Annotated in this window: 18 protein-coding genes, 1 tRNA gene and 1 pseudogene; 11 read left to right on the top strand and 9 right to left on the bottom strand. The window is 44.4% G+C overall.

Features of this window, described 5'->3' with window-relative positions; all coding sequences use genetic code 11:
- Window position 1: 1 nt before the first annotated feature.
- A complete protein-coding gene (locus GWK78_03310) occupies window positions 2–343 on the bottom strand; it encodes a hypothetical protein (protein ID QHU94034.1) in 342 nt (113 codons plus the stop codon).
- A gap of 257 nt (window positions 344–600) precedes the next feature.
- On the opposite strand from GWK78_03310, the gene GWK78_03315 reads away from it, so the two are divergent.
- Window positions 601–909, top strand: coding sequence for a hypothetical protein (locus GWK78_03315; GenBank protein ID QHU94035.1), 309 nt, complete (start codon window positions 601–603; stop codon window positions 907–909).
- Here the strand turns inward: GWK78_03315 and GWK78_03320 are convergent.
- Window positions 904–1,290: a transcriptional regulator gene (locus GWK78_03320; GenBank protein QHU94036.1), complete on the bottom strand. Its 387-nt coding sequence runs from the start codon at window positions 1,288–1,290 to the stop codon at window positions 904–906. The genes GWK78_03315 and GWK78_03320 overlap by 6 nt on opposite strands.
- A gap of 227 nt (window positions 1,291–1,517) precedes the next feature.
- Between GWK78_03320 and GWK78_03325 the strand changes: the two genes are divergently transcribed.
- On the top strand, window positions 1,518–2,741 hold the full coding sequence (locus tag GWK78_03325; GenBank protein QHU94037.1) for a tyrosine--tRNA ligase: 1,224 nt from the start codon (window positions 1,518–1,520) through the stop codon (window positions 2,739–2,741).
- A gap of 10 nt (window positions 2,742–2,751) precedes the next feature.
- Window positions 2,752–3,309, top strand: coding sequence for a hypothetical protein (locus tag GWK78_03330; GenBank protein QHU94038.1), 558 nt, complete (start codon window positions 2,752–2,754; stop codon window positions 3,307–3,309).
- Here the strand turns inward: GWK78_03330 and GWK78_03335 are convergent.
- On the bottom strand, window positions 3,302–5,002 hold the full coding sequence (locus GWK78_03335; GenBank protein QHU94039.1) for a hypothetical protein: 1,701 nt from the start codon (window positions 5,000–5,002) through the stop codon (window positions 3,302–3,304). The two genes, GWK78_03330 and GWK78_03335, sit on opposite strands and share 8 nt — an antisense overlap.
- A gap of 58 nt (window positions 5,003–5,060) precedes the next feature.
- Here GWK78_03335 and GWK78_03340 point away from each other — a divergent pair, with 58 nt between their 5' ends.
- From GWK78_03340 to GWK78_03350, 3 genes are read left to right on the top strand one after another with little or no spacing between them, the layout of a single operon-like run.
- Window positions 5,061–5,801 carry a hypothetical protein gene (locus GWK78_03340; GenBank protein ID QHU94040.1) on the top strand — a complete coding sequence of 247 codons (741 nt, stop codon included), beginning with the start codon at window positions 5,061–5,063 and terminating at the stop codon, window positions 5,799–5,801.
- A 31-nt stretch (window positions 5,802–5,832) separates the two neighbouring features.
- Complete coding sequence (tyrS, locus tag GWK78_03345) at window positions 5,833–7,083, top strand: tyrosine--tRNA ligase (GenBank protein QHU94041.1); 1,251 nt, start codon at window positions 5,833–5,835, stop codon at window positions 7,081–7,083.
- 3 nt (window positions 7,084–7,086) lie between these two features.
- Window positions 7,087–7,968 carry a radical SAM protein gene (locus GWK78_03350; protein QHU94042.1) on the top strand — a complete coding sequence of 294 codons (882 nt, stop codon included), beginning with the start codon at window positions 7,087–7,089 and terminating at the stop codon, window positions 7,966–7,968.
- Here GWK78_03350 and GWK78_03355 read toward each other — a convergent pair.
- From GWK78_03355 to GWK78_03365, 3 genes are all read right to left on the bottom strand, one after another.
- Window positions 7,950–8,936, bottom strand: a complete 987-nt coding sequence (locus tag GWK78_03355; GenBank protein ID QHU94043.1) for an HIT domain-containing protein — start codon at window positions 8,934–8,936, stop codon at window positions 7,950–7,952. The two genes, GWK78_03350 and GWK78_03355, sit on opposite strands and share 19 nt — an antisense overlap.
- Before the next feature lie 61 nt (window positions 8,937–8,997).
- Complete coding sequence (locus tag GWK78_03360) at window positions 8,998–10,266, bottom strand: hypothetical protein (GenBank protein QHU94044.1); 1,269 nt, start codon at window positions 10,264–10,266, stop codon at window positions 8,998–9,000.
- 409 nt (window positions 10,267–10,675) lie between these two features.
- A complete protein-coding gene (locus GWK78_03365) occupies window positions 10,676–11,482 on the bottom strand; it encodes a hypothetical protein (protein QHU94045.1) in 807 nt (268 codons plus the stop codon).
- A 275-nt stretch (window positions 11,483–11,757) separates the two neighbouring features.
- On the opposite strand from GWK78_03365, the gene GWK78_03370 reads away from it, so the two are divergent.
- The 3 genes and pseudogenes from GWK78_03370 to GWK78_03380 all read left to right on the top strand — a co-directional run bounded on the left by GWK78_03370 (window position 11,758) and on the right by GWK78_03380 (window position 12,501).
- Window positions 11,758–11,970 (top strand): hypothetical protein, encoded by a 213-nt coding sequence (locus tag GWK78_03370; GenBank protein ID QHU94046.1) that lies wholly within the window; start codon window positions 11,758–11,760, stop codon window positions 11,968–11,970.
- 29 nt (window positions 11,971–11,999) lie between these two features.
- The gene (locus tag GWK78_03375) at window positions 12,000–12,182 is read left to right on the top strand and encodes a hypothetical protein (protein ID QHU94047.1); all 183 of its coding nucleotides are present in this window, start codon (window positions 12,000–12,002) and stop codon (window positions 12,180–12,182) included.
- Window positions 12,160–12,501 (top strand): annotated as a pseudogene (locus GWK78_03380) (recombinase family protein). The gene GWK78_03375 and the pseudogene GWK78_03380 overlap by 23 nt, the downstream one beginning before the upstream one ends.
- 351 nt (window positions 12,502–12,852) lie before the next feature.
- Here GWK78_03380 and GWK78_03385 read toward each other — a convergent pair.
- The gene (locus GWK78_03385) at window positions 12,853–13,425 is read right to left on the bottom strand and encodes a hypothetical protein (protein ID QHU94048.1); all 573 of its coding nucleotides are present in this window, start codon (window positions 13,423–13,425) and stop codon (window positions 12,853–12,855) included.
- Between the two features lie 416 nt (window positions 13,426–13,841).
- A tRNA-Glu gene (locus GWK78_03390) sits at window positions 13,842–13,916 on the bottom strand.
- Between the two features lie 136 nt (window positions 13,917–14,052).
- Here GWK78_03390 and GWK78_03395 point away from each other — a divergent pair.
- Both GWK78_03395 and GWK78_03400 read left to right on the top strand, forming a co-directional pair.
- Entirely contained in the window at window positions 14,053–15,285 is a 1,233-nt protein-coding gene (locus GWK78_03395) for a DUF11 domain-containing protein (protein ID QHU94049.1), read from the top strand.
- Window positions 15,286–15,350: 65 nt separating this feature from the next.
- Window positions 15,351–15,566, top strand: coding sequence for a hypothetical protein (locus tag GWK78_03400; protein QHU94050.1), 216 nt, complete (start codon window positions 15,351–15,353; stop codon window positions 15,564–15,566).
- 10 nt (window positions 15,567–15,576) lie between these two features.
- On the opposite strand, the gene GWK78_03405 is transcribed toward GWK78_03400, so the two are convergent.
- Window positions 15,577–17,748: a hypothetical protein gene (locus GWK78_03405; protein ID QHU94051.1), complete on the bottom strand. Its 2,172-nt coding sequence runs from the start codon at window positions 17,746–17,748 to the stop codon at window positions 15,577–15,579.
- Between the last annotated feature and the right edge of the window lie 2 nt (window positions 17,749–17,750).

The following is a 17,750-nucleotide window of genomic DNA, read 5'->3' on the forward strand; positions in this document are numbered from 1 at the left end:
TTTAACCTCCGAAGGCTTGTCGCGCTAAAGTCGTTACGATGTTCGCTAATACAAACGCCGCAATAACAATCGCTAGACCAATTGCCGACCATGTGATAGTGCGCTTTGCTTTGTCTAGTTGCTCAGGATTTCCCGAGCTAGTGATATAGGTAAAGCCGCCAGCAACAAAAAAGCCGGTTGCTACCAGACCGGCTAGTCCCGCCACCACTTGGATAACGCTTCGTATAAAATTCTCGACATTGCTGACACCAGCGGGTGCAGCTAGGGCTACGTTCGCCAACACAAATGGCGCTCCAACTGAGATAAATATTGCCGCCAAACAATATGTTTTTCTTGACACCATAAACTCCCTTTCACCAGAGCGTAAACTTTGTGTTTACCTCCGTTATTTTTACGTTAGCAGGCATTAATTTACTTGGCAAGACGGCACTTGAAAGTCTACTATGGTGGTATCAGTGTGTTAGTTTCCGGGAGGTTTGTTAAATCTATAGAGGTACAGCTATGTTCTGCTTTGAGCCGAGAATTAAATTAACGAACTTACTAAAAAATATATTTTGTCGCCAACTTTACACTAATAAAAATTACAAGTAAACTAAAAACATGAGCAAACTAAAATCTGAAAAGATCGTCATATCTTCGCCGCTATCGTTTAGCGGCTCGGCAAAGCGCATTTGGAAAATTACGGATGTGGACAATCCAGTGGTGAAAGCGTTGCTTAGTTTGGTGGCTGCCGCGCTCATTATGTTCGCTTGGGTTTTCGTGGCGTTTTGGTACGTGCTGATTTACGTTGTTTTTGGAATTTTGTTCATTCCGTATCGGCTACTGCGGCGAAGTAGCCGCAAGCAAAAGCAAGCAAAATTGCGGCATCGTGAAGTGCTGGAGGCAATAGAGAAAAATCGTAACTTATAACCGCCGCAACACGGTCACGCGTTTCTTATCGTAAGTTTTCTGGGATTTGTGCAGAACTTCAGAATGAGAATCAAACCAAATAGTTATATCATCCGTTAGCTTTGACAACTCGAGACCGGTTTTCGTTAATTTATATTCAACTCGCGGCGGAATCGTCGGATAGAAAAAGCGCCGGACGATGCCGGCGCGTTCTAGCTGCTTGAGGTGCTCGGTGAGCACTTTTTGAGTCACCCCCGGAAGAGAGCGGTGTAGCGCAGAATAGCGCTTAGTCTCAGTGCCAAGCGAAAGAATGATCGCGATAGTCCATTTGCGAAACAGCAGGCTTGTCATGAAATCGCGCGAATCGGCATACTGTTTTTTGGATACAGTAGTTTTTGTCATGGTTACCTCCCGTTGATGTAAATGTATATTTGGCGTAAAAATAGCTGATGAAAAAATATCTCTGGAGGGCCCTCCAGAGATATTATGTGGCCCATCCTTAGTTATGTATTGTAACATCGCGCAACCAAGATGTCAAATAACAACTATTATTACACCTCCTTGTCTATTGTTGGTGTTGTCGCGCACTGGCTTTATATCTGATCTTATTTGTAGTACAATAATCCTATATGAATGATCGTACGCATAAAATCAATACAAACGAAGGTCTTATTGATGAGGCATTATCCCGTTCAGTAGCTGAAATTCTACCAAGCAAGAGAGAACTTAAAAAAGAACTACAAAGCGGCAAGCGATTGACGTTTTATCTAGGCATTGATCCTACCGCCAGCTACGTTCACCTCGGACATTCGACAAACTATTTAATGCTTGAGCGCTTTCACGCCCTAGGTCATCGAATTATTGTATTGATTGGTGATTTTACGGCAATGATCGGTGATCCAAGTGATAAAACTTCAATGCGCGTGCAGCTAACGCGCGAACAGGTACTTGATAACTTAAAAACATTTAAACAACAGATCGGAAAAATCCTAAACTTTAATGATGCCGATAATCCTATAGAATTTAAATTTAACTCAGAATGGCTTTCAAAGCTAACGTTTGAGGACTCTGTCGAGCTGGCCTCAAATTTTACGGTTCAGCAGATGCTTGAACGGGATGCATTCAAAAAAAGGGTTGCTGAGGAGAAGCCCCTTTTCGTGCATGAATTCTTCTATCCATTAATGCAAGGGTATGATTCTGTGGCCCTAGATGTTGACGTGGAAGTGGGCGGCACTGACCAAACTTTCAATATGCTTGCTGGGCGTACACTGCTGAAACGTTACAAACAGAAGGAAAAGTTTGTAATTACGACAACTCTATTAGTTAATCCAGATACGGGCGAGAAGTTGATGAGTAAGAGCCTTGGTACTGGTGTAGGATTGGACCTTGGCGCCAAAGAGATGTTCTTCAAGATCATGCAAATATCAGACGCCGGCATCTATCAGTGTTTCGTGGACTGTACGCGTCTATCAATGGGCGAGATTGCCGAAATAAAAAAGCGGCTTGATAGCAATGAAAATCCCCGTGACATTAAAAAAGAGCTTGCTCGAGAAGTGGTGTCTATGTACCACGGCAGTGAGGCTGCTTTTGATGCCGAAAAGCGATGGGTATCTGAAGTTAGCCATAAGAATTTAGCTCAAGATATTCATACTGTTCAAATTGGTTCTGACGAGTCAATTGTTGATTTGATAGCTCGTCTAGATATAGTTAAAAGTCGCGGCGAAGCCAGGCGTTTAATCAAGCAAAATGCTGTTAAAATTAACAACAATAGAGTAAACAATGAGAACGCAACCCTTATTAATGGCGACATCTTGCATGTTGGGAAAAAGCATGCCTTTAAAGTGTCTGTATAGGTAGCTCATTATGAATGAGACTGACATCATAAATCTGCTTCGCAGAGACAATGAGTTTATGGAGGTGGCTAGAGGTATAAATTCACAAGTACCACCCGATTGTAGTTGGTGTATATTTTCTGGTTTCGTGCGCAATAAAGTGTGGGACTATATCCATGGCAATACCACTCCTACTAGAGCATCGGATATTGATGTCGCCCTCTATATGCCAGGCGACAATACGATGGCGATAAACGTCAAGCAGAAGCTAGAAGAGTTATATCCGACCTATAGTTGGGATGTTTCGAACTTCGCCTATAGCCATACTGAAAACAACGACAGCCCTTACGTGAATTTGATCGACGGGTTGAGTAAAGAGCTCGAGACGATCACAAGTGTTGGTTTAACTCTTCGCTCAGACGGCTCTCTAGTAATAATCGCCCCTCACGACATTGGTGATCTTGTTAAATGTATTATTCGTCCTACGCCTATCATCTATGCAAATCCAGAAAAACGACAGCTGATCGTTGATCGTATATCAAGAAAACGCTTGCTTGAAAAGTGGCCAAAGCTACAGGTTATTATATAGAATTTTCGGTATCAAAAATTTTCTTGGCGTTAATTATGTAATCTATCAAATAGTTAATGGTCTCTACAGAGCAGTTCACTCCAAGTAGAACTATACGAAATGCTACAACTGGTTTACCATTGTGGTTATAAAATGATGCCGAGGATTTGCTGAAGGCTATCTTTGGGTTTTTTCCTTCACGATCAACAAACCATTCGTAAAAGTTGCTGGTGTATTCTGTATTTGCCGCTAATATGCTGTCATCATATAGTTCCTTATGGTGTTCGTTCTGTACGTCGGAACCTGTAACTATGGAACGTAAGAATATGTCTGTGGTCGCGGAGTTTTTATTTTCAATAATCATACCAGCAGCATTAATATCTTTCTCGCGATCAACAAATGCTTCGCGCATCTCAAGTGCATGCCCCAACAGGACCTGATAACCCTCTTTGCCGATAGTTTTTAGCGTTGCCCACGTTGCGACTATATTGGCGACAGATCTTGATGTTTCAATAGTGTATATACCAGGATTGTATTCATTTTCATCATGAAACAGTGGTGTCATAATATCTTTTTGACGCTTCAAAAAATTAAAATCATCTTTATTCTTTAGAATAACCATGCTTGAATTATAGGGCGTGTAGCCTGTCTTGTGAAAATCTACTCCAAGCGAATCAGCAAAGCAGAACTTTCTCGCCATGTTGGCGTTGTGCTGCGCGCCCTTGAGGACTCGTACACTAAAACCGAGAGGGTTCTTATCAAAATCGTAATCTATAAAATTTAGCCACACCCAGCCCAGGACGCTATCAACATGTATGTGCGGCGTGTAGCTTAGGCTATATTCTTTAATTAGTTGTGAACGAAGTTTATATATCTCTTCTACATCATCCATACCCATGCTGGATGTGGTTCCGCCTACAGCCTCAATGCAGGCGATCTTTTTTCCGCTATCAAGCGCTCGTCGACACACTTTTTCAAGATCTGAAAGATCAGTTGTCTGATCAATATTTGTCTTTACTTTCAGATAATTATTCTGACCAATGCCTGTCCAGTTTGCTGAAGTTTGCTGACTATAATGTGATGCTGCGTTACCTATTACTACAGTATCATTGTCAATTACACCCTCCAATGCATGTTTTGGTTTAGCCTTGGCTAGTCCTATCTTTACTGCGTATAGGTTTGTGCCTGTTCCTCCAAAAGTAAATACACCTGATGCTTTTGTAGGGTCCATTCCGGCCATCTTAGCAATAGCTGACGCACAAGCTAATTCATCCTTGAGAGCCTCGCCAGCATCTTCTCCGGTAACCGCATTACCCATATATAACGACGTTGCTACGTAAGCTGCCAAATAAACAAAGTTTGGCTGTGGAATAATATTTTTTACCATTAAGGGACTGTGTGCCTTGACTGAGCGCTGCATCTCATTGGCTACTTGTTCGACAGTAGTGCTGTGAGAAAAGTTATAACGCTCAGGTATTGCAGCTGAGCTCATAACGTCGGTTATGGAAGTGTCTGAATCCGAAGGGTAAATTGGACCGTCACCTTGTCGTGCAATCATTGCCGCTACGGCGTTTTCAACTAGTGTTATAAGCTTACTGCTGTTGTCTCCGTTTTCGCGTAGAAATAAAGACTCTTGCATGTCTGATAAAATGTCCTGGTATCTATTTGTCATGATTTTAACCATTAGTTTCTTAATACTATCTAATAATACCACACTGTTATCGTTCTGATGTAGTCAAGCTAATTGTTTACTTTTATGATATAACTATACCATGGTTTCCTTTTTAAGTTATAATGTTGGCGGTGCACAGCAGTACGACCATGTGCTGGCAATTGCCAGGCTACTCCATACAATAAATACATCTATTGTCTGTTTGCAAGAAGCTAAATGGGCAAATGATGAATCGTTTGTAAACGATTTTGTCAAAAAATCAGGCTATAACAACTGTCGTATATGTCTTTCGTCTCGCACAGACAACCACTCAATCGTTCTTTCTAATCTTCCCGTACTAGGAATGATTCCATTCAACCAAATGGCAAATTCCGGCATTATAGTTGATATAATGGCGAATATGCCAGTACGTGTCGCGGCTCTTCATCTTGCTCCCTCACCCGAGCAACAACGTGTTATCGAGCTAAATTCTATCCTGGGATACCTAAGCAATGATATGAATGTCGTAATGGCGGGCGACTTTAATGCGATCGCACCCAATGAGCATGCCCCAGTTCTAGGTTTGTCTAGCTCTGCTAAGCCAGAGTCTGTAAAACATGACGCAATCCAACTACTTATTAATTCCGGTTTTCATGATATCGGGAGAGAACATACTGTCAGCCCCATAGCCACGGTACCTCTCTCTGCCGATAGGGGTGTTACGTATCAAAACCTTCGACTAGACTATTTTTTCGTTAATACCAAGCTTGCTCCATTAGTTCGTTTATACCGTGTTATTGACACGTCAAAAACTCAAAATCTATCCGACCATCTCCCTGTTTTTATGCAGCTAGGCGATTGACGTAGTGCGGTATTTATATTACAATCGGACTATGAGTTTTAGTGAGAAGTGGTTTAATCGTAGCAATGAATCTCTTGAGGGTATTTCAACTGATGAATTCATCGGTTACGTTCAACCGAAAACACAAGAAGCAATAACAATGGATGGCATACGTGATCAACTTGACTCCGGGCATCCTTTGAATGTTAAGTTTGGCACTGACCCAACTGGGCCAGATTTACACCTAGGTCATGTTGTTCCAATTCGTGTTCTTGATTTGTTTAGTCGTGCGGGTCATAATATTGACCTTGTATTTGGTGACTTTACAGCAAAGGTCGGTGACCCTAGTGGACGATCTAATGAGCGCCCTTTACTTTCTGATTCAACAATCTCTGAAAACGTTTCGACTTTCCGTGATCAAGTAGATAAATATTTCGATACACACACCTCAAATGTAAAAGTTTCCAATAATAGTGCCTGGCTTGATGAAATGTCACTATCTGACGTCTTTGAATACTTACAGGAAACGAATTTAAGTGAGGCTATGCAGCGTCGTGATTTCCGCAAGCGCATACTAGCTGGCAAGGCTATCAGTTTAGCAGAAGCGTTTTATCCAACAATGATGGGTATCGACTCAGTTGAACTCAAAACAGACATTGAGATTGGCGGAATTGACCAGCTATTAAACTTTCAACAAACACGTAAGGTTCAACGTAACCAAGGTCAAGTTCCAGAAGATGTTATTATGACTCCAATTCTTGAAGGAACGTCTGGAGGTGGTGTAAAAATGAGTAAGTCTCTTGGTAACTACGTACCTCTCAACGCTACGCCAGATGAAGTATATGGCAAGATGATGTCTATTCCTGATGATATCGTATTGAACTATATAACAGCTTTTGCGCCCGTGCATACTGACGAGGTTTCCGGGCTGAAGCAAAGCATCGAATCTAGACCACTTGAGATGAAGAAACAACTGGCAACTTATTTAGCCGCCTTGTCAATTTCTAATATGGATGATGGTCTTGCCGCGAGAGAGCGGTTTGAGCGGCGCTTTGCAAGAAAAGAGTTTGCCGAGGATGATATGGAGAAACTTGTGAGCGGATCTGCTTTAATTGATTCACTTACCGCGACTGGTAAATATAAGTCGCGTAATGAAATTCGTCGGTTAGCAAAACAGGGTGGAATTAAGCTCGACGGTACATCTCTTTCAGAAGACGAGGTTATGACGACTACTCCCCCTATCGGATCTATTGTTACTGTTGGCAAGCGAACTATTTTTCGTATTGCCAAGTCCGAGGAATGATTGATGGAGTTTACGCACCTAACGAAGCGACAGAATGAGGAGTCTATTGCCCCAGAAACTATTGACATTAGCTTAACGGGACGTTGCCAACTTGATTGTGCGTGGTGTTGGGGTGAAAAGCATACTATAGGTGTTAATCATGAAGCTGATGATTGGAACAATCTTCTTAACAATTTTTCATCTGAAGGCACCTCCCACGTTGTATTTACCGGAGGTGAACCTCTAATGGTTCCTTTTTTGCCAGATGTAGCGAAACATGCAAAGAATATTGGATTACGCACTACTCTTTCGACCAACGGCATATTGTTGCCTAAACGCCATAAATCTATTATGCCGCACATTGATGACTTAGGATTACCTCTTGACGGTCCAACCAGTGGTGTCAATAAAAATATGCGTAAGGGTCGTATAGATAACTTCCTGAAAGTTATAGAAAGTGCAATGCTGGTCCAGGAAGAATATCCAGACACCTCGCTTACGATTCGTACTGTTATTGCCCGACCAAATATCAATTCTGTACCAGATATCCCTGAAGTTCTTGAACGGGAGGGGGTCGACCTTAGTAGATTGCGCTATAAAATGTATCAAGTGGAACCGATTGGACCTCGCGCTACCGAAACAGCTACTGATTACTGGATGGTTGATGAGGCAGAGTGTTTAGAGGTTGCTAATCAAATCTCTCAACGCTACCCAAATCTGCAACACACCCTTCAGCTTTATCGAAACACATCTGGAAGATACTATCAGATAATGCCTCAAGGTAACGCCTATGGAACATATATTGATAGCAAAGGTACTCCGCATATGGTAGAGTTGGGGAATCCAATGACAGATTTTCGCAATGCTCTCGGCATGATAGCTACTCGCTACGCGTGCCTGTATTGATTCATAGCTTGACGCATATGATCATTGTAATCACGAATCTGCTTATATGTTTCGCTGAATCGTGGGTAAGTATCAAGATACGTCCAAATATCTTTGGAATATATGGAAAGTTGACTCGTTAGTTCAGGATTTCGAGGCAGAGGTAATATCCAAAAATGCACACTCGCTGGCTTAAGATATTTTTCGTCGTGGTAAATATGCGAGGTCTCGACCCCTAATTCAGCAACGTTTTCCTTAACTCGCTTAGCAATAATCATGCAATGATCAAAGTATTCTTGCGGCATCTTATCAATACTGCGATAATGTTTTTTTGGACTAACTATATAGAACCCAGGTATTGCATATTTTGCGTCTTGTCGAACTACTAAATCCTCGTCTTCATACACTGGAGCCAGAACGTCATCTATTTCATTTGTAAATTTATCTAAAAACTCACCCTTTGACATAGTGTCATCACATAAAAAGGCTTGGAAGTTCTTTGCGCCACCAATACAAACATAGTACTTTTTTCCTACCGGTGCCATAGGTAGTTCTAGTTCATCGTCAATTTCAAGGATTTCGTCAATGGTAGTCTCGTGCCATTCCTGGTCATGCTTTTTGTCGCCACTGGGTTGATAAGGAATTGCGTCATAGCCCCTTGTTTGATCCTCAAAACACCGTTCAGTAGCATTGTCATATTTTATCACATCTTGCAAGTCATGGGCGTTATAGCTTTTAATATACGATTCAATGTGCGGCTGATACACTTCTACGTCAAAACGACTTGCCAATCTACCGATATGAAGCGGCAATGTAATACTTGTCACGGGTTGTTCTGTATACTCTTCAACATAAAGTCCACACAATGCTATATCAAGACTTTTTAATCCAATGCGTAATTTACGTTGATAAGACGCTAGCAATCTTACCTCATCGTCAGATAGATCCGTAAATCGCTCTACGCCGCTCACGGGATTAATCGCATACATACCAGGAACATAGCTGTCTTGCGCCTGTTGTATGGTAAAATGCTCACCCAGTTTCCTCGTATTACGCAATTTTGTGGTTTCCTTTCTTTTGCAGCTTTACAATTATTTCCGCTGCTTTTGTTTGCAGATCAGATTCTGACTTTATATTGGTTGCATCGTGTATTATCGTAGCGATATGTTCACGTATATTATTGACATCCAGTTTAGACCTAGTGTATAGAGATATTAAGCTTGAGGGCGATTGTTCTACGATTGTGTTTATTGCCGCCAAAGGAGTCTGCTGGTGTGAGGCGCTCGCTATGGCATTAGTAGATAAGTTATCATCCATAAGCGCAAGTAATCCATTCATTACATAATGGTCTATTTTTTCACGATCACCGCTAGACCAACATTGCCTGACAAGTATTGACTCAAAGCGATTGATCACTCGGTACCTCGCTTCATTACGGCGTCGTACTACACATGCTGAAATGTCATGAAGTATGTCAATTTCGGTTGGATATATATCTGCAATAAGATGTCCTAGATCGTTTGGGCGAATGCAGTGTTTTTGCATTGATCGTACGGGCATCTCTGCGTCGAATACGATCTGTTCAATAATATTTCGTAAATCGCTATTATCAGTAAGATATCCTGTCATATCTTTGAATGTTTGCTCATAACGAACAAGTTGGGGTTCTTCTAACTTATATTCAATTATCTTACTCAATAGTTCTTCAAGGATATGTCTATCAAATAAATAGCTCCAGTTTAGCAAGAAGTTCGTGTACCACAAGCGATTGAGTCGAACTGGCATATTTAGCTTGCTAAGCACAACATCCTCGAGGTCTAGCAAATACATCTCGTTATTAACCTCTATAATATTGCGCGGCAGGAACCCTGAGTGTACAATGCCGCGACCCATTAGGAATTCAATAATTTCAATGTATTGTTTGGCTTCCAGCTTAGGAAAGGCTGCCTCATAGGATAATGTATTTAAGTCCTTACCTATAAATGGCAAAACTAAGTACGCTTGTTTAATATTTCCCACCACATCAATTATATCAGGCACTACTACTCGTAGAGTCATCCCGCAGATATTTGTGCCGTCGATAATCTTACTGGTGCGAGCTGACTTATTTAACTCATCCCTAGCCTTGATTCGATCGCATCGTTTTGCTATATAGCATATACCGTTATATTCGAATTTACGAAAACGATCTTCTACGTCGTAAAACCAAACACCAGGATTATATTGTTCATTATTATTGCTATAGGCTTGTTGTGTACGTTCTTCTAGGGTTAAGGCACGGTTCATGTAAATACGCTTGCTTTTCTTATGGGTGACCATATGGTTTATTATATGGTATTATTTTTTTCTAATATTATCAATAGACAGTAGGGGGCGGTCTCATTCAGCCCTTAACTTCTATACTAAATATAGCAACGTCCATACTTACCCCGCTCACTCGACATACGCCTTGCTGGCGCAGTCAAGATGAGCGGATGTAAGAATGAACGAGCTTATGTTGGAAGCTGGCAAGATTAGTTGATGGATTGTTATCTTATTTCACAAAAAGACAAGCCAGCTAGCGCGTACTGCGCTGGCGCACAAAACGCGCCACCTGTCTATCATTTGCGAAATAAGCCTAGTCCTAGAAGCTACGCGGCGGCTTTCGTGCGACCATTGCAAGCTCGCCGGAGGGCGCGCCTTGCAACCATCGCACGGCCGATTGACATATACGTATCCTTAGATTATTTTACAACTCATCTAATGAAAGAAGCTCACCAGACTCGTCAATATTCGACCAAATAGCAGAACTCTCACGCACCAAGTTCTCAGCCGTCGCTGTATATACCTCAACTTCATCATCCAAGTCAAACCGACTGCGCACGGCATGAGCAGCGCGCCGCAAGCGGTTTTCTGTGGCTGGATTTTCCAGCAAAAATAAGAACCTCGGTAGGTTGCTGTTCGTCGCGTCCCAGCCGCCATCATCGAAAAATTCCATATAATTTACCAGACGGCGATTGATGGCGCTAGGCGGCATGTCTTTAGGTATGACATCAAAGAAAAATCGCCGCAACCCATCGGCTGTTTTGAGCGACAAAAATGCGTCGGGCGGATTAGCCGGAAAATAGCTATAAAGCGCCATTTCGCGCCGCAAAAATACTTTTAGCGGTGGATATTGGTGCTGTAGTTTATTGGTGCACGAATACACATTAACTACATGATTAACGAATGATTGACCAACGACTTTGTCGCGGTAGCTCGCCTTGATGATGGCGTTGGTAACGCGTTCGCTGCCGTAAATCAATTGCAGTTGCTTAAGTCCTTTTGGTGTCAAATAATACGCTGCCGGCACACCCCGCAATTTATAGCTTTTGTCATATCGTCTAGCCACAAAACCATGTTTCATCAGTACATTCAACTTTTCAAACAAATTTGAACCCGACTTAATACCCAGACTATCTGCCAACAATTGACGACTACCGAACCGATATTTGTATAACGTTTCCAGGATGTCTATCTGTCCCTGCTTGAGCGCTGAACGTTTGTCTATTTTCATTATCAGCCTTTCACGATTCCTTTCTAGTATATTTATATAGAAAGAAGAGAAAAATAGCAATATATAACAGTATTTTTATGGATGAATTATACTGTATATCGATATTCGGTATATTTTACATCATAAAATTGCTAAAAACTATTGAATATTTGTAGTACAAATAGTACAATTTAAGTAGAGGTTTAATCATAAAACTGGCTCGTTAATAACACGAAAAACTAGGCTTCAAACAGTAGCGCTTTTTGGTTATCATCCCGTGTAGTATACTGGGGTTAATGAGCCAATCAAGAATTCAGCTACAAATCGATACATCAAAAGAAGTGCGCAACCGAGCCAAAGCCGTTGCCTATAGCCAAGGCATGAGCCTGACCGAATTGGTGCTTAAGGCGCTAGCGACGGTTGGCGACAAGGAGCTGAAACAGCTGATTGAAAAGGATTTGCAGGAGCGCTCTGGACGCGGGCGTCCGCAGCAGTTCAAGTCTAGTTGATGTTATGACGAGTCGCGACAGGAGGGATTATGGCGCGACCAAAAGGAAGTAAAAATAAACCAAAAGCCCCGCTGATGAAGCAATTTTCGTTCACGACCGAGCAGCGGATTAGGCTGGTGGCAAATTTAATCGTCGAGAAAATCACCGAAGATGGCGCGTTTGCCAAAAAGCTAATTACGATACTGGAGGATGATAAAAATGTCTCCAAATAATCAGCCGAGAATTGGTTTGCTGGCGATACGGGTTTCTTCTGACAAGCAAGGTCTTGATGGCGACTCGCCCGAGGCCCAGCGCGAACAAGGCGAAGCTTACGCCAAGGCGCACAATATCATAATTACCGAGACGATTATTTTGCTTGAATCGGCGTCACACGAAACGCAGCCGATGCAAAAAGTAATCGACGTTTGCAAGGACAAAAGCAAAGGTTTTCAAGTTGTGCTGATTAAGTCAATCGACCGTTTTACGCGCGGTGGCGGAGATTATTATTCGCCGTTGAAACGACAGTTGACGCGCCTAGGCATCGCCCTTGAGGATATGTACGGCGTGATTGGCAAGCAGCAAATAAACACGCTGGAGCACACTGGATTTAAGTATTATTGGAGCGAGTTTAACCCGACGCAAAAGTCGGAGTATTTGGAGGCAGAGCGCGCCAAAGACGAGATGCGCGACATCATGAGCCGGATGATTGGCGCGGAAATTCGCTACACTCAGCTAGGCTATTGGATGCGTCGTCCGCACTATGGTTTTCGTAGTGTCAAGGTGGATACAAAAAATGGTCGACGTACGATCTTGAAGCCTGATGAGAACGAGGCGAAGTTTATCATCAAGCTTTTTGAAATGCGCGCCGCTCATATTTATACCAATCAGCAAATCGCCGACGAACTAAATTCTATGGGCTTTCGCTCGCGCGTTACGATTGTGCGCGACAAATACGACCGAACCAAAATTAAGTGGCAAATTGGCGGCAAGCAAATGACCGCCAAAATGATCGACCAGTACGCCAGTAAACTGGTTTATTGCGGCATCATCAAAGAAAAATGGACGCATGACCAGCCAGTCAAGGCGCAGTTTGATGGATTGGTTAGCATCGAGCTTTTTAATGAAGCGAATCGCGGGCGGATTTTTGTGGAGATTGACAGTCGCGACATGATAACCATCAAGCGTAGAGCCGTGCCGGAGCATTTGAAAAATAAACAAATTTACAATCCAGAATATCCGTATAAACAGGTCGTTGCTTGTCCGAAGTGCGGCAAAACTCTTTCTGGCAGCGCTTCGCGTGGCAAGATGGGCGCGTATTATCCGGCGTATCATTGTAGTCGCAACGGGCATTATTTTCGCGTACCCAAGCCCGAATTCGACAAGACGCTCGAGGATTTTGTACGGACTATTACCGTAAAGCCGGAGTACGTTGACGACATTATCGCTGCTATTGCCGAGCTGTGGCGCGAACGCCAAGCAAAGCAGCTAGAAGCCAATCAGCAGCGCCTAGAGCACCGCCAGAGCCTGCAAAACCAAATTCGGGCGACCGTGGACAGAATGCGCGTTGTTACGAGCGAAACGGCACTTGCGTACCTAGAGGAAGACATTATTAGCGCCGAAAACGAATTAGCAAACCTAGACAAAGAAATCGCCAATCAGCCCAACCTACAAGCCGAATTTGACCAAGTCTTGCAATACGCCAAATATATTTTGGAACACCTGCCAGAACTACTGCTTGACCTCTGTAATCCCTTGCGGAAAGCCGCCTTTTTCGCCGCTATCTTCAATAAAGTCCCAACCTATGATGAAATAAAATTTGGAACTCACAAAAACAGCTCGCTACCAGAGGTAAACGAGCTGTTCCGTATCCGAATGGATGATAAATCCTTTATTGGTGACCTCACGGAGAATCGAACTCCGATTGCCAGGATGAAAACCTGGTGTCCTGACCGTTAGACGATGAGGCCATCAAACAGGTTGTATTGTAGCAGATTGGCAATATTTTGTCTAGAGATCAGCCGCGGTTGTTGGCTGTGGTAAAAATTGACTTTTACAACATTTTGGTGTATGCTACATAGAGTTATGAGGATAAAGGAGGAAGCTATGCGAAACTTATCATCACTATTCCGCTCGCTATCGCTGCGTCACTACACTGTTTTAGCGGTAGTCGCAGTTACAGCGGCAGTGCCAACTACATTATGGGCGCTAGATTCTGATCACTCCGCCAACACCAATACTCAAGCGCCAACGAATACAAAACCTACGCCAGTTTACAGCTGTAATGCGCTCAGTATTGATCAGTTTTCAGCTACTAGTTTCAAGTTCTCAGTCAAATATTCCGCTCATGGTGGCGCAACCTATAAGACAACAATTTACAAAGTCTACGACGCCAGCGGCAAAGAAGTATACCGAACTGGTAACGAATTCAAGGGCTTCGCACCAGGCACGTACACGGTTAAAGCCTTTATCGTCGTTGACGTAAACGGCAAAGAAGAGATGGTGACCAGCGATGCCTGCACCAAACAGGCCACAGTCCCTGGCGAAACCCCGGCTCCACAACCAAAGCCTGAGCCAAAACCACAACCAAAACCTGAACCAAAGCCAGATAAACCACCGAAAATTACTCTAGCGCTTGCCGTCAAGACTACCGTCAATGGTGCGCAACACAAGACAGTCGCCGTCAACGAGGCCTTCACTTACCAGGTAACTATCACCAACACGGGGACGGTTACGCTGCGGGATACGTACGCCACCAATGCCGCACCACAAGGTGTAACCTATCTAAAGGCGTCTGGTGGCACAATTCAGAATAATACCTGGCAGACATTGATTAGTGAGCTCAAGCCAAATGAGTCAAAAACATTTACTATTGACGCAGTCGTTAAACAATACGTCGCGGGCACATTGACCAGCACAACCTGCCTCAAGAGCGAGCAGGCTTCGCTTGAGGGTCATAGCAATTGCAGCAGCGCTACTATAGAGGTGACTAAGCCGCAGGTCCCGGCTCCCCAACCGAAACCAGCGCCAACGCCACAGCCAAAGCAACCAAAGCCAGCACCGGCTGACCCAAAACAACCAAACCCAGCCCAACCAGCTCCCCAACCAAAACCTGAGCCAAAAACGCCAGACCAGTCGAAGCAGCCATCGACCAACGATAATCAGCAGTCACCTTCAGCCTCGGGCGGCACACAAACCACCAACCCACCTGCCGCACCGACGACCGTTGGCGAACTGCCACGGACCGGTAACGCCACTGACACGCTCGTTGGTGGGCTGGGCCTTGGCGCCCTACTCACTGCTGGAGTCGCCTACCTCATCAGTCGACGTCACGTATAATCATAAATTTGGTTGACGTGGATACCCCTCGCACCCCGAGGGGTATTTCATGGTACAATATTATTATGGCAAAGCAGAAGAAAAAGCGCTCCAAGAAATACTCTGGTGTTGACGCCGCAACAACTCGGCCCAGTGTCACGCGCATCCAGGCGGTCAGCCGCTCGTCGGCCGGTCAGTGGCTATATGAACGCAAAAAATTATTGCGTGGTGTCGGCATCGGCGTAGTAATAGTCATCATCGTTATCGTGATTATCACGGGTATTATTAGTCTGTTCCGATAATCAATATTTCTCAGCGACTTGTCACCTTTTTCTTGTTCGCGGCCGTCCTATCAAGTGGCAGACGAAAACCAAACGTGCTGCCCTTGTTTTCTTTCGAGGTAAAAATCATCGCCCCGCCGTGCTCCAGCACGACTTTACGCGCCAAAAACAAGCCAACGCCCGTGCCGTCAGGACGACGCTTGCGAGCATTTGAAGCGCGAAAGAATTTACCAAACACGCCAGACTGCTCAGCTTTTGGCACGCCGATACCTTGGTCTTCGACCGTAAACACCACTTCCCGCGTATCACAACAGAGTGACACCTTGACCGTCGTTCGTTCTTTAGAATAAAAGATTGCGTTATCAATCATGTTCATGATGACTTGGCGGAGTTTTTCGGCATCAATCGGCAACGTCGGAATATCATCGTCAATATGCACCGAAATAGTGATGTTATGCTGCTTGGCCACAATCTTCAGCAGAGCCATTTCACTTTGTACAATATCACCGAGGTTAGCCGGCTGACGATTCATAGTGAATGTCCCGGTCTGCAAGCGAGAGATACTGAGAAAATCATTAATTAATTGCACCATGCGCTCACTCGAGGAAAAGGCTTCGCGTAGAACAGCTTTCTGGGTCGGACGAACTGGGCCGAGATCACCCTGGAGTAGCATGTCGAGATAGCCTTTGATGCTGGTTAGCGGTGTCCGCAGCTGATGCGACGCCATAGAAATAAATTCATTCTTCGCCTCGTCTAGTCGCTGTAGCTGCTGATTACTCATCCGCAGTTCCTGCGTCGCCGCCTCGACACGCTGCTGCAGCTCGGCATTCAGCTCATTCACCTCCTCCATCGACTGAGCATTTTTAATCGCAATCGCCAGCTCACCACGCACCGCCCGAAGCATTGAGAGATCGCGCTCGACATAATTATTTTTCTGACTTTCGCCGATCAGCACAAAACCAACGATGTCTTCTTGCAGCGATAATGTCATGACGATAGCCAGTTTTTGTAGTTTCATCGTCCGCCGTAGCTGCTCTGGCAATGATTCGACCACCGCTACGTCATCAAGTTGTTCAATTTGGTGTTGCACTGCTAGTCCCGTTAGGTCCACTTGCGGCGGACGAGTATGTCCACGTGAGCCAAATATCCGAAAGTGCCCGTCATCATAGACCGCAAAGATCACCTGACGAGCCTTGAGGAGCCGCGTCAGGCACGCCGCTAATCGAGTCGTCAGCAGCCGCAGCCCCATTGTGTGCAGCAAAATTTGCCCAATCTCGTTGATAAAACTTTCAATGGTATAATCCTGTCGATAAAACAACTTGTCGGTCAGGCGATCAAAAAACTGCTTGGTCGGTTGAAACAAAAACCCTAAAAACAATGCTGCCAGCACGCCCCAAAAGCCCGGTATCCCACCGATGTCGTGACCGCTGAGCGCACTGACAATCGCCGAGATAATATACGTCGCCGCGTAATATACGATCGCTAACAAGCTCAACAACATCGCATATGCAATCGTTCGCACCGCCGCATCTTTCAGACCAAAGAGACGATGCTTGACAATTGTCAGATACGCCAGCGGTATAAAAATAAAAGTGCTCAGCGGACCGGCCCAAATGAGATCGTAGCGACCGACAGCTGGTAGCAGCAAATTAAATACCATACCCACGCCACCAGCAATCCCGTACGCATGAGAAATAAGCCGTAGCTGAGAGCGCACCAGAAGCGCACTGCGACGACGAGCCTGATACGCGAGAATTACCAGTGCCGCCAAAAACAGCAGTATGAAATATGCCATATAAACGAAATAACCGATCGGATGGATGACGACGGTATGCTCATCCACTACCACTTGTGCTATCAGCCAATCAACTCGCACAACAATCACCGTAGTGACGATACCAAATAACACCCAAGCAGTGGCCGGTAACCATTTCATCGTTCGTCGGGAGCCGATATGAGCCGCCACCGAGATCATGGCTACCGCGATCAGCGCTGCTCCGATGTAATATATCCTCAGGTATATTAGTGCCGCCACCAGCACATTAGTCGCTAAAAACGCCGCAATACCCAGTGCCCACAGCGCAATGCCAACCGTCAGTACAAAAAAGAATCTGGTCGCCGGCTGGCGTGGTTGATGAGCCACAACCATAAGGCCAAATACCAGCGACATCACCCCGGCAATGATCAGCCCCGCTATTTCCACGC

Source organism: Candidatus Saccharibacteria bacterium oral taxon 488, from assembly GCA_010202845.1.
Lineage (GTDB): Bacteria > Patescibacteriota > Saccharimonadia > Saccharimonadales > Saccharimonadaceae > Nanosynbacter.

What these genes read in the sequence shown, in the direction of transcription:
- GWK78_03310 (QHU94034.1), bottom strand. Translation starts at nt 343, where the DNA reads ATGGTGTCAAGAAAAACATATTGTTTGGCGGCAATATTTATCTCAGTT.
- GWK78_03315 (QHU94035.1), top strand. Translation starts at nt 601, where the DNA reads ATGAGCAAACTAAAATCTGAAAAGATCGTCATATCTTCGCCGCTATCG.
- GWK78_03320 (QHU94036.1), bottom strand. Translation starts at nt 1,290, where the DNA reads ATGACAAAAACTACTGTATCCAAAAAACAGTATGCCGATTCGCGCGAT.
- GWK78_03325 (QHU94037.1), top strand. Translation starts at nt 1,518, where the DNA reads ATGAATGATCGTACGCATAAAATCAATACAAACGAAGGTCTTATTGAT.
- GWK78_03330 (QHU94038.1), top strand. Translation starts at nt 2,752, where the DNA reads ATGAATGAGACTGACATCATAAATCTGCTTCGCAGAGACAATGAGTTT.
- GWK78_03340 (QHU94040.1), top strand. Translation starts at nt 5,061, where the DNA reads ATGGTTTCCTTTTTAAGTTATAATGTTGGCGGTGCACAGCAGTACGAC.
- tyrS (QHU94041.1), top strand. Translation starts at nt 5,833, where the DNA reads ATGAGTTTTAGTGAGAAGTGGTTTAATCGTAGCAATGAATCTCTTGAG.
- GWK78_03350 (QHU94042.1), top strand. Translation starts at nt 7,087, where the DNA reads ATGGAGTTTACGCACCTAACGAAGCGACAGAATGAGGAGTCTATTGCC.
- GWK78_03355 (QHU94043.1), bottom strand. Translation starts at nt 8,936, where the DNA reads ATGTATGCGATTAATCCCGTGAGCGGCGTAGAGCGATTTACGGATCTA.
- GWK78_03360 (QHU94044.1), bottom strand. Translation starts at nt 10,266, where the DNA reads ATGGTCACCCATAAGAAAAGCAAGCGTATTTACATGAACCGTGCCTTA.
- GWK78_03365 (QHU94045.1), bottom strand. Translation starts at nt 11,482, where the DNA reads ATGAAAATAGACAAACGTTCAGCGCTCAAGCAGGGACAGATAGACATC.
- GWK78_03370 (QHU94046.1), top strand. Translation starts at nt 11,758, where the DNA reads ATGAGCCAATCAAGAATTCAGCTACAAATCGATACATCAAAAGAAGTG.
- GWK78_03375 (QHU94047.1), top strand. Translation starts at nt 12,000, where the DNA reads ATGGCGCGACCAAAAGGAAGTAAAAATAAACCAAAAGCCCCGCTGATG.
- GWK78_03395 (QHU94049.1), top strand. Translation starts at nt 14,053, where the DNA reads ATGCGAAACTTATCATCACTATTCCGCTCGCTATCGCTGCGTCACTAC.
- GWK78_03400 (QHU94050.1), top strand. Translation starts at nt 15,351, where the DNA reads ATGGCAAAGCAGAAGAAAAAGCGCTCCAAGAAATACTCTGGTGTTGAC.